This is a genomic window from Parasphingorhabdus pacifica, from assembly GCF_054779195.1.
On sequence record NZ_BAAGYS010000010.1, the window covers coordinates 238,763 to 252,276 of the forward strand.

Genomic DNA, 13,514 nt, shown 5'->3' on the forward strand with positions numbered 1-13,514 from the left:
CGCCCACATCCAAGCGAGCGTGGTTTCGATCTCCACGACCACGCAGGGTCAACTCTTCGTGAGCGAATCGACCAGCTCCTCGGCGCTGTTCGCCACATCCAGGAGTTCACCCACGTGGGCTCGCGTCCCGCGCAGCGGTTCGAGGGTCGGTATCCGCACCAACGACTCCCGCCCGAGGTCGAAGATCACCGAGTCCCAGGACGCCGCGGCCACGGCGGCCGGGTACTGCTCCAGGCAGCGGCCGCGGAAGTACGCCCGGGTGTCCTCCGGCGGTTCGAGCACCGCTCTGCGGACCTCCTCCTCGTCGACGATCCGTCGCATCGATCCTCTGGCCACCAAGCGGTTGTACAGGCCCTTTCCGAGCCGCACATCGGAGTACTGCAGGTCGATCATGTGCAGGCGCGGGGAGGCCCAGCCGAGGTTGTCGCGCGAGCGGTAGCTCTCCAGGAGTTGGAGCTTGGCGGGCCAGTCCAACCGGTCCGCACAGCTCATCGGGTCCGAGTCGAGCATGTCGAGAACCTCGTTCCACTCCTCCAGAACCTCCCTGGAGGTGGGGTCTCCGCCCGTTTCCTCGACGTGCCGTTCAGCCCGCTCGTGGTATGCGCGCTGCAGATCGACCCCGGTGAAGCGCTTGCCGCCCGCGAGTTCCACGGTTGTGCGCAGCGTCGGATCATGACTGATCGCGTGCACCGCCTGGACCGGGTCGGCCAGTTTGAGGTCGTCGAACCGCTCCCCCGCCTCGATCATGTCCAGCACCAGTGCGGTGGTCCCCAATTTCAGGTACGTAGCGGTTTCGGCGAGGTTGGCGTCGCCGATGATGACATGCAGTCTGCGGTACTTGTCCGCGTCGGCATGCGGTTCGTCCCGCGTATTGATGATCCCGCGCTTGAGCGTGGTCTCCAGGCCCACTTCGACCTCGACGTAGTCCGCGCGCTGGGAGAGCTGAAAACCCGGCTTCTCCCCCGCCTGGCCGATCCCGACCCGACCCGATCCGCACATGACCTGACGAGAGGCGAAGAACGGCGTCAGCCCGGAGATCACCGCGGTGAACGGGGTGTTGCGCGCCATCAGATAGTTCTCGTGGGTCCCGTAGCTGGCACCCTTGCCGTCGACGTTGTTCTTGTAGAGCTGCATGGGCGCGGTCCCCGGCACGCTCGTCGCCCGCACGGCAGCCTCTTCCATGACCCGCTCACCGGCCTTGTCCCAGACCACGGCGTCACGTGGATTCGTCACCTCGGGTGCCGAGTACTCCGGGTGCGCGTGGTCGACGTACAGCCGCGCTCCGTTCGTCAGGATGACGTTGGCAGCGCCCAGGTCGTCGTTTTCGGAACCATTGCTCTGGTTCGAGGATGTGCTCAGGTCGAAGCCGCGTGCGTCCTTCAACGGCGATTCGACTTCGTAGTCCCACCGGGCCCGCCGGGCCCGTGGAATGTCGGCCGCCGCCGCGTAGGCGAGCACGATGTGCGTGGAGGTCAGTACCGGATTGGCCGTCGAATCGCCCGGCACGACGATGCCGTACTCCACCTCGGTTCCCATGATCCGCCGCATACCCGCAGCTTACGGGTTGTCGGCGGTTCGGCGGTGCTTTCGCCGGGCGGTTGTGATCAACCTGCTGCCTGCGGCGAGCTGTCGGTATGCGTCCGCCGAGTTAGTGCGACCATCGGAAGGGTGAGTCAATTGGACGAGGTTGTGGCCCTATACGACTCGTCCGGGCATGTGGTCGGTTCCGCTTCACGGGAACGGATGCGTCGGGAAGGCCGCTGGCACGCAGCTTCCGCGGTTCTCCTACTTACACCCGATCGTGTGATGGTCTACGTGCATCTCCGCACCCTGACCAAAGACGTGAACCCGGGGATGCACGACTGCTTCGCTGGCGGGGTCGTCGGAGCCGGCGAACGTCCGGTAGCGGCCGCCAGGCGCGAACTCGCCGAAGAGCTGGGAGTCCGCGGAGCACCGCTGCGCTACCTGTTCCGATCCGTCTACGACCGGGATACGGTGCGATTCCACGGCTTCGTCTACGAGGCGCTCTGGGACGGACCCGTGGTCCACCAACCCGAAGAGATCGCCTCCGGCGGTTGGATGCCGCTGAGCGAACTCGCCGAACGATTGCGGGATCCCGGGTGGTCGTTCGTACCCGACGGCCGCCAGTTCATCGCAGAGTGGTTCCGGCTATACGCACCACCCGCCTTCGGAGACGCCGGCCCCGGCTGACCTGCCGGAGCGGCCAACCGGGGCCGGCGCGAACTCAGCTGCCGCTCAGTGCCAGGGCAGGCTCGCGCGTTCACCCCAGTACGTCGCCGGATCCTGGGTCAGCGTCGCGAGATCGGCCAGGTCCTGTTCGGTCAGCTCCACCGAACAGGCTGCCAGGTTCGATTTCAGCTGCGCCACGCTCGCCGGTCCCAGCAGCGCCAGATCCGCCCAGGGGCGACTGAGCACGTGCGCGAGCGCGATGGCATCCGCACCGACGCCGTGCCGCTCGGCGACGGCGTCGAGCGGTTCCGGTGGCCGAACCGCCAGCCTGCCGTTGGCCAGGGACTCCTTGACCATGACCAACCAGCCGCCGTGGTGCACTTCGGTCAGCACTCGGTCCACCGACGGTTCGAGCGAGTTCCACGTCGACTGCACGGCGCTGAACAGCTGGCGCCCACCGACTTCGAGTTCCCAGGCACGCTCGACCGTCTCCGCCTGGGCAGCCCCGCTCGTGGAGAACCCGATCCGCACGCCAGAATCCCGCAATCGCGCGAGAGCGCACTGCAGGGCGAGGTCGTCGAAAAGCGGACTGTCGAGCGTCAACGAATGCACCTGGTAGAGGCTCACGCGATCGTCCAACAGCCGCCGGGTCTCATCCCACTGGGTGTGCAGGCGCTCGACGGAATGCTCCTTGACCTCGTGCACCTCGGTTTCGATTCGCCACTCGGCGACGTAGGCGTAACCCCACTTGCTGGAGACCGTGACGTCCTCGTGTCCCCGCTCGCCCAGCCACTGGGCGAGAAACTCCTCCGCACTGCCGTAAGACCTGGCCGTGTCCACCCAGCGAATGCCTTCCGCGTAGGCCGCGTCGAGCACGGAACGAGTCCGTTCCCGCATCTGCTCGGCCGTGCGTTGCTCGGGCAGCGCGTCCGTGCGTCCGATGTTGATGTAGGCCGGGCGTCCGAGGGCCGCCAATCCCAATGCGAGCCGCCGGATCCGCTGGTGCGTAGGGATCATGCCTCGAACGTAAACGGTCTCGCGCAGCACCGACACTCGGCACACCTCGGGGCCGCCACCTGTACGGAGTACGGATGACGGCCCCGGGTGCCGGATAGGTACCTCAGAGGTACTGGCCGGTGTTGGTCGCCGTATCGATTGCCCTGCCGGATTCCTGGTTCTTGCCGCTGACGAGGGTGCGGATGTAGACGATCCGCTCCCCCTTCTTGCCGGAGATCCGAGCCCAGTCGTCCGGATTGGTCGTGTTGGGCAGGTCCTCGTTCTCTGCGAACTCGTCGACGATGGCGTCCTGCAGGTGTTGCACGCGCAGACCGGGCTGACCGGTCTCCAACACGGACTTGATCGCCGCCTTCTTGGACCGGTCCACGATGTTCTGGATCATCGCACCGGAGTTGAAGTCCTTGAAGTACAGAACTTCCTTGTCCCCGTTGGCATAGGTGACCTCCAGGAACCTGTTCTCGTCGGTCTCTGCGTACATCCGCTCGACCGTTGTCTGGATCATCGCGTCCACGCAGGACTCCTCGTCGCCACCGAACTCCCGGAGGTCGTCCTCGTGGACGGGCAGCTCCTTGGTCAGGTACTTCGAGAAGATGTCCTTGGCCGACTCGGCGTCCGGCCGCTCGATCTTGATCTTCACATCGAGCCTGCCCGGCCGGAGGATCGCGGGGTCGATCATGTCCTCACGGTTGGAGGCGCCGATCACGATGACGTTCTCCAACCCCTCGACACCGTCGATCTCGCTGAGCAGCTGGGGCACGATCGTGGTCTCCACGTCGGAGGAGACACCGCTGCCACGGGTGCGGAAGATCGAGTCCATCTCGTCGAAGAACACGATCACCGGCGTGCCCTCGGATGCCTTCTCCCGAGCCCGCTGGAAGATCATCCTGATGTGGCGTTCGGTCTCACCCACGAACTTGTTCAGTAGTTCCGGGCCCTTGATGTTCAGGAAATAGGACTTCGCCTGACCATCATCATCGCCGCGCGAGGACGCGACCTTCTTGGCCAGCGAGTTCGCCACCGCCTTGGCGATGAGCGTCTTCCCGCAACCGGGCGGGCCGTACAGCAGCACGCCCTTCGGTGGCCTCAGCTGGTACTGGTTGTAGAGATCGGCGTGCAGGAACGGCAGTTCGACGGCGTCGCGGATCTGCTCGATCTGGTTTCCCAGACCACCGATGTCCAGGTAGCCGACGTCGGGAACCTCCTCGAGCACGAGGTCCTCGACCTCCGCCTTCGGTACGACGTCGTAGGCATAACCGGCCTTGCTGTCGACCAGCAGTGAGTCGCCGGACTTCAGCTCCGTATCGACCAGGTGGTCGGTCAACCAGACCACGCGTTCCTCGTCGGTGTGCCCGACGACGAGCGCCCGCGCCGTCTGAGTCGCCTGCGCCACGGGTAGCAACTCGCGGAAGGTGCAGACCTCACCGGTTTGCTCGAATTCACCGCCCTCGACCACGGTCAGGGCCTCGTTGAGCCGGACGGATTGTCCCAACCGCAGCTCGCCGACCTCCACGTTGGGAGAGGCCGCGACCCGCATCTTCCGGCCGGAGGTGAACACGTCGACCGTGCCGTCTTCGAACCGGTTCAGGAAAACCCCGTAACCGCTCGGTGGCTGGGCAAGTCGGTCGACCTCTTCGCGTAGCGCCGTCAGCTGACTGCGCGCTTCTTTCAGGGTTTCGGTGAGTTTGGCGTTCCGTTCGGTGAGTTGGCTCACTCGCTCGGATGCCTCGGCCAGCCGCTTTTCCAGCAACCGGACCTGTTGCGGGGACTCGTTGAGCTTTCGGCGCAGCGAAGCCACTTCGTCTTCGAGAAGACGAACCTGGCCCTTCAGGTCGGCGTCACCGCCGACGTGCTGCTCGCCGCCCTCTTCAGGCCGGCTGCCGGGACGGTCGTGCTGCATGTCGGCATCCTCCTCCCGTGCTCGTACCACCACGGTACCGGCGATCACCGACGACGGCGGCGTCGCGCGAGTGCCCGCCGGGTCGCCCAGACTGCCATAAAAATCCGCAAATACCCATGTGCCAAGCCATTTGACAACTTGTCCCGGGCGTTGCGGACCGGCCGAATGGCCACCGTCCGTCGACGATCATGGTCCATTCGGTGTTCTACACCGCCTGGACGGCTTGTGAACAGACCGCGTACGAGGGTTAAATTCCGCCTGGCGAGATAGCTCGACTACCCACGCCAGCATCCGGGTGGTAGCAGCCAACAACCGGGTGGCATCAACGAGATCTCGTCACTCACGGCCGCTTTTCCCATCATATGGAACAAGTTTCGGCCTGTTGTTACTCCTCTCACGCCGTGATTCGAGCGCGAATATGCCGACTCCGGTCATATCGAGCAGATCACTCTGGTCTACTGGCGCCGCAACTCAGATCGGGCACGACGACGCGCCCGCACCGAACCGCACTGGGGAAGGACGCCATGACCTATCCGCCGCAACAGCCCGATCCGGGCGGGTGGGACCAGCAAGCCGCGGGCAACCCGGGCACGGAGCAGGGCCCCGCCGGAGCGCCGCAGCAGCAGCCCGCCTGGTACGGCAACCAGCACACCGGGTGGGGGCAGCAGCAGCCCCCTGGACCTCCCGGCCGGTTCCAACCGGGACAGCCGCCACCTCCGGGCCAACCGCATCCCGGCCAACCTCCGTTCGCGCCGCAACCCGGCCAGCAGGCCCCGGAAGCCGCTCAGTTCCCCCCACCGCCCGATTGGGGCGGTGGCGAGTTCGGGCAGAACTCGTGGGTGCAGGAACCCGGTGGTTTCGCGGCTGTCGAGCCGCCGAGGGAGAAGAAGTCACGGCTGCCATGGGTGCTCGGCATCATCGGCGTGCTCGTCCTCATCGGTGGCATCGGTGGCGGGGTGTACTTCTTCTCCGGAGGCCCGGGCGAAGCCAGGACGGTCGCCCAGAACCTGGTGGACAAGGTCAACGCGAACGACTTCGACGGGCTCGGCGCGCACCTGTGCCAGAGCAACCGCGACGATCTCGAAGGCGAGCTGGAAATGCTCGAGCCCGGCGAGTTCGAACTGCGCCTCGGTCGGGTCAGCGAGGACGGGGAAAAGGCCAGCGCTCAGCTGCTCGGCAGCTACGAGATGGACGGGGTGACCCGTCAGGTCGACCAGATGATGGGCCTGGAGGTCGAGGCCGGTTCGTGGAAGATCTGCGACCTCGACCAGTGAACGTCGCGAAGAAGAACCGAAGAACGAGTTCGAGGGGGAACAGGCAGTGACGAACCCACCGCAGCAGCCCGGCCAGGGCGGCTGGGGCCAGCAGCCGGGCCAGCCGTACGGCCAACAGCCCGGCCAGCCGTACGGTCAACAGCCCGGAGGGCAGTACCCGGGCAGCGGGCAGCAACCGGCTCAGCCTTACGGGCAGCAACCCGGCCAACAGGCCTGGGGGCAGCAACAACAGCCAGGGGGGCAGTACCCGCCGAGCGGTCCCATGCAGCAGCCCTACGCCCAGCAGGGTCCCGGCCAGCAGGGCTACGCACCGTACGGCCAGCAGCCCGGCTACGGCCAGCAGCCCGGCTACGGGGGCTACGGGCAACCTCCGAAGAAGAAGTCCCCGCTGCCCTGGATTCTGGGTGGCGTCGGTGGTTTCCTCGCGCTCGTCCTGGTGTTCGTCTTCGCCGTGAGCATGCTCGGTGGCGGCAGCTCGTCCGACGAAGTGGCCGAGGAGCTGGTCACGGCCTTCAACGACAAGGACACCGCGGCCATCAAAGACCTCTCCTGCGAAAAGCTGAAGACCGCCGCCGAGGACCTCGAAGGCCAAGTGGACCCGAACGCCCAGATGCCCGACAGCATGAGCGACATGACCTCCACGTACACGCTCAATGGAGTCACCGAGAACGGCGACACGGCTACTGCCTCGGTGAGCATCAAGCACGAGAACGTTCCGTCGGCGATCGAGGAATACATGCCGACGAGCATGGAGCTCAAGCTCGTCGACGAGGACGGGTGGAAGTTCTGCGGCACGGGTGGCATGGGCGGCATGTGACCGACCGCGCGGTAGTCGTGGCCCGCCCCGAGTGCATCTCGGCGCGGGCCACGCGCTTCTCCCGGGGCGCCCGGGATCCTGCGGGGCTTCCTACCCCTTGCTGGGGCGGCGCTGCGGGCGCGGTGGCGTGACCCCGTCCGCGAGTCGACGCGTCACCAGCAGGAACGCCGTGTGCGCCACCATCCGGTGTTCCGGACGCACCGCCATACCGACCACGTGCCACGGGCGGATGAGGGTTTCCCACGCCTGCGGTTCCGTCCAGGACTGCTGCTCGCGGAGCGCTTCGGTCACTCTCGAGAGCTGAGTGGTGGTGGCCACGTACACCACCAGGACCCCGCCCGGCACCAGGTTCGCGTGCACGGTGTCCAGCACGTCCCACGGCGAGAGCATGTCCAGGACGACCCGGTCGACCTGGTCCCCTTCGTACTGCTTGATATCGCCGACGTGCATCTTCCAGTTCGGCGGGATCTCGCCGAAAAAGCGCTCCACGTTGCGTTCGGCGTGTTCGGCGTGGTCCTCGCGAATCTCGTACGAGACGACGTCGCCCTCGGAGCCGACCGCGCGGAGCAACGAGCACGTCAACGCCCCCGATCCTGCCCCGGCTTCGAGCACTCGCGCACCCGGACGGATGTCCCCCCACATCAGGATCTGGGCGGCATCCTTCGGATAGATGACCTGAGCACCACGCGGCATCGACAGGACATAGTCGGACAGCAGCGGTCGGACCGCCAGGAACGAGGTACCTCCGGCCGACGTGACCACCGACCCTTCGGGCCTTCCGATGAGGTCATCGTGCGGGAGGGCACCGCGGTGGGTGTGGTACTCGCCGCCGGTCTTGAGGACGACGGTGTAGCGGCGTCCCTTGGGATCGGTCAACTGGACCCGGTCGCCCGGCTGGAACTCACCGCTGACGGTGCTCACGTGCTTCGAACCTCCTGCGCATGATCATGTGCCCGAACGGGCGTGACGGACCATCGTCGCAGAGGGGCACCTCGTGCCCGCGAGCGCACTCATCCACGTCTGGCGTGCGCGTTCAGTGCCGTACGCAGGTCCTCCCGGCTCAGGACCCCGCTGGGGCGGCCGCACTCGTCGACCACGAGGAACTGCCAGGCCAGCACCGACTGCACGCGCTCCAGGATGGCGTCGGCGGGCTCGCTCTCGAGCAGGACCGTCTCGGGGGTGACGGGCTCGGCCGCTCGCTCCGCAGGCTCCTGCGGGGTGTGGGTGACCAGCCGCTCGGCGGCGGTCTGATCCAGCAGGCCGACCGCGATCCCGTCGGCGCGGACCAGTACGACGCCCCGCCCGGCAGCGGCCATCAGGGCATCACTGACGGGGCTCTCCGCGGGCAGCTGCAGCACGGGACGCACCAACTGGTTCAGCGCCAACCCGTCCGGCCACCGCTTGCGCTGTTCCGCGGCGTGCTCGGCGCTGGCTCCCACCACGACGAACCAGGCCATCAGAACGCAGACACCGAGCCGGAGCCACTGGTCCTGCGTGTCCCGCAGCAGCCCGACGACCGCCCAGCAGACCAGGCCGAAAGCGACGACTCCCGCTCCGACCACACCAGCGGTGGTCCCGCTCCGACGCCGCCCGGTCCCGGCCCACATCAACGACCGGAGCATGCGTCCGCCGTCGAGCGGCAACCCGGGAAGCAGGTTGAAAACCGCCACCGCGAGGTTGGCCACGCAGGTTTGCGCGACCAGCAGCCAGATCGCTCCTCCCGGAGTCAAGGCGAACCATCCGAGCCCCGTCGCGGCCGCGAGCACGAGAGAGACCACCGGCCCCGCGAGCGCCACCAGCCCCTCCTCCGACGGCTTCGACGGAGTGCGCGAGATCTCGGAGATGCCTCCGAGCAGGTACAGGCGGACCCGGCGCACCGGCAGCCCCAGCCGCAGCGCGACCAGGCAGTGCCCGAGTTCGTGCAGGAGCACCGACGCGGCCAGCAGCACCGTGAACACCGCGGCGATCAGCGCGCTGGTCCACACGTCGGCGCCGGGCAGGAGTCGCCCTACCAGCGGGGTGTAGAGCAGGACGATCAACGCGGCACCCAGCCACCACGACGGTGACAACATCACGGGGACGCCGGCTATCCGGAAGAGCAGCAGCCCTCCTTCATGCAGCTTCGAGCTACCCGACGGCGAAGTGGTGGCCATGGCCCGAAAGCGTAGAGCGTCGGCCGTGTGAGCGTGGTAATCGACCACCGGACGGGAACGGCCGCCCAATGCTGTCGGAGCGCTCAACTAGGGTGCGGCACATGTCGGAGACGGCCCAGACGGCACCCAGCAATGCGGACGATGCTCCCCGCCGACCCGCGCTGTCCCCTTCGCGAGCAGGTGACTTCAAGCAGTGTCCGCTGCTCTACCGCTTCCGCGCTGTGGACCGGATCCCGGAAACACCGACCAGGGCCCAGGTGCGCGGGACGGTGGTGCACTCGGTCCTCGAACGACTGTTCACCATGCCCACGGCCGAGCGCAACCGGCAGCAGGCACGTGAGCTGCTCTCGCCTGCGTGGCAGGAACTTCTCGCCGACCAGCCCGAGCTGGCCGATCTGTTCGACGGTCCGGACGATCCGGAACTGCGAAAATGGCTCGATTCGGCGAGTTCGTTGGTGGACTCCTACTTCGAGCTGGAGGACCCGAGCCGGCTGGAACCGGACGCGTGCGAGCTGCGAGTCGAAACCGAGCTGGATTCGGGCGTTCTCCTGCGCGGGTTCATCGACCGGGTGGACGTGGCACCGACCGGCGAAATCCGCCTGGTCGACTACAAGACCGGAGCGGCTCCGCGCGAGATCGGCGAAGCCAAGGCCATGTTCCAGATGAAGTTCTACGCCCTCGTGCTGTGGCGCACCCGCGGGGTGCTTCCCAGGCAACTGCTGCTGATGTATCTCAAGAACGAGCAGTCACTCGCCTACACGCCGGACGAGAGCGAGTTGCTCCGGTTCGAGCGCACGCTGGAAGCGATCTGGCAGGCGATCTTGCGCGCGGGCCGCACGGGCGACTTCCGGCCCAACCCGAGCAAGCTCTGCGACTACTGCGACTTCCAGGCGTTGTGCCCGGCCAAGGGCGGCACACCACCGCCGTACCCCGGGTGGCCGGAACCGGACCCGGGGCCGGAGTCGGTGCTGGACCGGAGCGACTGAACAGCCCGCGGCAAGGCCGCCGTTCGGTTAGGCCAGGTCGCTCCCATCCAGGCAGGAGACGAGCCGCCGGCGTTCGATGCGCCTATCAGGCTGTTGACGCGGCGACACGCGTAGCCGGGGTTAGTCGTCGTAGGGATCGTAGTTGGCCGCGCTTCCCATGAAACCGGTGAGCGCCTGCGTCGAGTCGACGATGGCGAAGCGCGCACCGGTGGGGTCCCGCAGGACCGCGACACGTCCGATGCTGGAGTCGTAGGGATCGACCCGGACTCGCCCGCCGAGCGTGATCGCGCGCCGAACCAGCTCGTCGGTGCCCTGTGCGGACTCCACCCCCAGGTACAGCAGCCAGTGCGGCACGGTTTTCGGGGTGACGAATTCGCGGATCATGCTGACTCGGGCGAGCACCGACTCGCTGCCGAGGTACCAGACGGAGTAATCCGACCTGTGTTCCGTGCCGAACTGCTCGGAACCGTAGCCGAACAGCTCCCCGAAGAACGAGTCCGCGCTCTGAACCTTGATCGCCACCAGTTCGGCCCACATGAGTGTTCCCGGCAGGCCCACGTCGAACTGCCAGTCCGCCTCGGGCTCCAGGAGGCCGAACTTGATGTCCGCCGGGCTCATCAGCACGCTGCGGGTACCGATCCCGGGAATCCGTCCGGGGTCCGCGGTGACATCACCACCCAGGCTTTCCGCGCGCGCGACGGTGGCATCGTGGTCGGCGGCCGCGAGGTACAGGCGCCACCGCGAGCCCTCGTCCTCCGAGGTTCGGATGCTCGCGACCGGGAACCCGTCCCGGTAGGCAACCAGTTGGCCGTCGGCCCGGCCGACGTCGTGCGACTCGTACTGCCAACCGAAAAGTCCAGCGTAGAACTCGCAGGCCTTGTCCGGCTCGGCCGTGACCAGTTCGATCCAGCAGGGCATCCCCTCGAAGAGATCCCATCGAGGCGATGTCACTCTCGGCATGGCCATAGAACCTTCACCCCCACCGTCGCCGCATCAAGATCCCGCCATTATCCGCCCGTGTCGAGGATCGTGGGCGGATTGCGGAAATGAACTCCCGCAACTGCGAGTTCGTGCAGCTGAGGAGAGGCGATCAGCAGAAGTTTTCCGGGCCGACCCGGCAGACGGGGCCGGGTCGGCCCGAAAAGCTGGTTCGGTCATCGGGCGTTGGTCACAGTCGGCAAGCGCGGATGTCCGAGGAGAGGATGGCCTTGGCCCCGAACGCCGCCAACCGATCCATGATCGCCGGAGCTTCCTTGCGGGCGACCATCGCTCGAACCGCGACCCACCGCTCATCGGCCAGCGGCGCCATGGTCGGCGATTCGAGCCCGGGAGTCATCTTCATCGCCTCGTCGAGCAACTCACGCGGGCAGTTGTAGTCCAGCATCACGTATTGCTGGGCGAAGACCACACCCTGCAACCGAGCGATCAGCTGGCTCTTGGCCCGCTCGGAATCCGAGCCCCGGCGTTCCACCACCACGGCTTCCGATCGGCAGATCGAATCACCGAACGCCACCAGTCCGTTCTGACGAAGCGTGCGGCCGGAACCCACCACGTCGGCGATGGCGTCGGCGACGCCGAGCTGGATCGAGATCTCCACCGCCCCGTCGAGCCGGATCACCTCCGCATCGACGCCGTAGCGGGCGAGGTCGGCGGTGACCAGCTGCGAATACGACGTGGCGATCCGCTTGCCGGCCAGGTCCTCGACGGTCCAGTCCCGCTCGCGGATCGGTGCCGCGTAGCGAAAGGTCGATCCGCCGAATCCCAGGCCGAGCCGCTCTTCGACGGGCGCGTTGGAGTCCTGCGCGAGGTCACGGCCGGTGATGCCGAGATCCAGTTCACCCGATCCGACGTAGATCGCGATGTCCTTGGGGCGCAGGAAGAAGAACTCGACGTCGTTGACGGAGTCGAGAACGGTCAGATCGCGCTGCTCATGGCGCTGCCGGTACCCGGCTTCCGCGAGCATCTCGGACGCGGGACCGGCCAGCGTGCCCTTGTTGGGCACTGCCACACGCAGCATCGGACTCAGTTCTCCTTCGTTTCCAGTGGATTGCCCGTGAGTCAACTTCTCACAGGTAGCGGTAGACGTCCTGCAACGACAGACCACGACCGAGCATGATCACTTGGAGTCGGTACAGCAGCTGCGAGATCTCTTCGGCGAGCTGCTCGTCGGTCTCGTGCTCAGCGGCGATCCACACCTCACCGGCTTCCTCGATGACCTTCTTGCCCTGTGCGTGGACTCCGGCATCGAGAGCCGCGACGGTGGACGACCCCTCCGGTCGGGTGCGGGCGCGTTCCTGCAGTTCGGCGAACAGCTCGTCGAAGGTCTTCACGATTCTCGATCCTTCCATCCCGGGTCACAGCGCTCGACAGCGGACCCGGGACATCCTCGCCGGTGAGGCACGGATCACTTCGCGGAACGCCGCGTCGGAGACGGATCCACGCTCAGCGGGTCGTGGAGTCGGCCAGCATCCCGCCGAGGGAGGCCGCGTCGACGCCCTCGAGCGAATCCCGCAGCACACGCCGTTCACCAGGGTCCAGCGGAACCTCGCAGGGCACGGCGAGCACCGTGCAGCCCGCGGTGACCGCCGCGGCAACACCGGTCGGTGAGTCCTCGATCGCCACGCAGTCCTCGGGCCGAACACCGAGCATTCGGCAGGCGCGCAAGTAGGGTTCCGGGTCCGGCTTGTTCCGGCCGTCCACCTCGTCTCCGCAGACGGTGACGCGGAAGGAGTCCCGCCCGAGCGTCTCCAGTGCGATCTCGGTCAACGAGCGGATCGTGGAGGTCACCAGTGCTGCCGGAACATCCGCGGCCCGGACCGAGCGGAGGAGCTCCGCCGCACCCGGACGCCACGGCACGCCGTCCTGGAAGAGTTCGGTGATGCGTACCTCCACCCAAGCCGCCGCCGAGGTGACTTCGCCGTCCCCCGTGTCCAGTCCGAGGTCGCCGAGCAGCATCCGCATGCTGCGCATCATGTTCGACCCGACCATCGCCGCTCGGGTCTCGTGACTGAGCGTGCCACCTCGATGCGCTGCGAAGTCCTCCATCGCGACCGTCCACAGCTTCTCCGAGTCACTCAACGTCCCGTCCATGTCGAACAACACGGCCGCGGGACGGCTCGAACTCTGACCGGCAGTCATCGCGTACAGGTCTCCAGTCGTCGACAGCGCTTCCAGCAGTAC

13 protein-coding genes are annotated in these 13,514 nt (G+C 66.8%); 4 read left to right on the plus strand and 9 right to left on the minus strand.

Features of this window, described 5'->3' with window-relative positions; translation table 11 throughout:
• Positions 1–48 precede the first annotated feature (48 nt).
• Positions 49–1,548, minus strand: coding sequence for a depupylase/deamidase Dop (gene dop / locus ACYVAN_RS16375; protein WP_460960486.1), 1,500 nt, complete (start codon positions 1,546–1,548; stop codon positions 49–51).
• 195 nt (positions 1,549–1,743) lie between these two features.
• Here dop and ACYVAN_RS16380 point away from each other — a divergent pair, with 195 nt between their 5' ends.
• A complete protein-coding gene (locus ACYVAN_RS16380) occupies positions 1,744–2,211 on the plus strand; it encodes an NUDIX domain-containing protein (RefSeq protein ID WP_460960690.1) in 468 nt (155 codons plus the stop codon).
• A 45-nt stretch (positions 2,212–2,256) separates the two neighbouring features.
• Here ACYVAN_RS16380 and ACYVAN_RS16385 read toward each other — a convergent pair whose 3' ends face one another.
• Together ACYVAN_RS16385 and arc are read right to left on the minus strand one after the other, a co-directional pair.
• Positions 2,257–3,207 carry an aldo/keto reductase gene (locus ACYVAN_RS16385; protein ID WP_460960488.1) on the minus strand — a complete coding sequence of 317 codons (951 nt, stop codon included), beginning with the start codon at positions 3,205–3,207 and terminating at the stop codon, positions 2,257–2,259.
• A gap of 103 nt (positions 3,208–3,310) precedes the next feature.
• On the minus strand, positions 3,311–5,104 hold the full coding sequence (gene arc / locus ACYVAN_RS16390; protein ID WP_460960490.1) for a proteasome ATPase: 1,794 nt from the start codon (positions 5,102–5,104) through the stop codon (positions 3,311–3,313).
• Between the two features lie 524 nt (positions 5,105–5,628).
• Here arc and ACYVAN_RS16395 point away from each other — a divergent pair.
• Together ACYVAN_RS16395 and ACYVAN_RS16400 are read left to right on the plus strand one after the other, a co-directional pair.
• A complete protein-coding gene (locus ACYVAN_RS16395; protein WP_460960492.1) occupies positions 5,629–6,378 on the plus strand; it encodes an Rv0361 family membrane protein in 750 nt (249 codons plus the stop codon).
• Between the two features lie 46 nt (positions 6,379–6,424).
• Positions 6,425–7,195, plus strand: a complete 771-nt coding sequence (locus tag ACYVAN_RS16400) for an Rv0361 family membrane protein (RefSeq protein ID WP_460960494.1) — start codon at positions 6,425–6,427, stop codon at positions 7,193–7,195.
• Between the two features lie 90 nt (positions 7,196–7,285).
• Here the strand turns inward: ACYVAN_RS16400 and ACYVAN_RS16405 are convergent, their stop codons facing one another.
• Together ACYVAN_RS16405 and ACYVAN_RS16410 are read right to left on the minus strand one after the other, a co-directional pair.
• Positions 7,286–8,116: a tRNA (adenine-N1)-methyltransferase gene (locus ACYVAN_RS16405; RefSeq protein ID WP_460960495.1), complete on the minus strand. Its 831-nt coding sequence runs from the start codon at positions 8,114–8,116 to the stop codon at positions 7,286–7,288.
• 89 nt (positions 8,117–8,205) lie between these two features.
• On the minus strand, positions 8,206–9,348 hold the full coding sequence (locus tag ACYVAN_RS16410) for a site-2 protease family protein (protein ID WP_460960497.1): 1,143 nt from the start codon (positions 9,346–9,348) through the stop codon (positions 8,206–8,208).
• 101 nt (positions 9,349–9,449) lie between these two features.
• Between ACYVAN_RS16410 and ACYVAN_RS16415 the strand changes: the two genes are divergently transcribed.
• Entirely contained in the window at positions 9,450–10,334 is an 885-nt protein-coding gene (locus ACYVAN_RS16415) for a RecB family exonuclease (RefSeq protein WP_460960499.1), read from the plus strand.
• A gap of 120 nt (positions 10,335–10,454) precedes the next feature.
• Here ACYVAN_RS16415 and ACYVAN_RS16420 read toward each other — a convergent pair whose 3' ends face one another.
• The 4 genes from ACYVAN_RS16420 to ACYVAN_RS16435 form a co-directional block, all read right to left on the minus strand.
• A complete protein-coding gene (locus tag ACYVAN_RS16420) occupies positions 10,455–11,294 on the minus strand; it encodes a VOC family protein (RefSeq protein ID WP_460960501.1) in 840 nt (279 codons plus the stop codon).
• A gap of 208 nt (positions 11,295–11,502) precedes the next feature.
• Positions 11,503–12,351, minus strand: coding sequence for an ATP phosphoribosyltransferase (gene hisG, locus ACYVAN_RS16425; RefSeq protein ID WP_460960503.1), 849 nt, complete (start codon positions 12,349–12,351; stop codon positions 11,503–11,505).
• Between the two features lie 49 nt (positions 12,352–12,400).
• On the minus strand, positions 12,401–12,664 hold the full coding sequence (locus ACYVAN_RS16430; RefSeq protein ID WP_460960505.1) for a phosphoribosyl-ATP diphosphatase: 264 nt from the start codon (positions 12,662–12,664) through the stop codon (positions 12,401–12,403).
• A gap of 112 nt (positions 12,665–12,776) precedes the next feature.
• Positions 12,777–13,472 carry an HAD family hydrolase gene (locus ACYVAN_RS16435; protein WP_460960507.1) on the minus strand — a complete coding sequence of 232 codons (696 nt, stop codon included), beginning with the start codon at positions 13,470–13,472 and terminating at the stop codon, positions 12,777–12,779.
• Between the last annotated feature and the right edge of the window lie 42 nt (positions 13,473–13,514).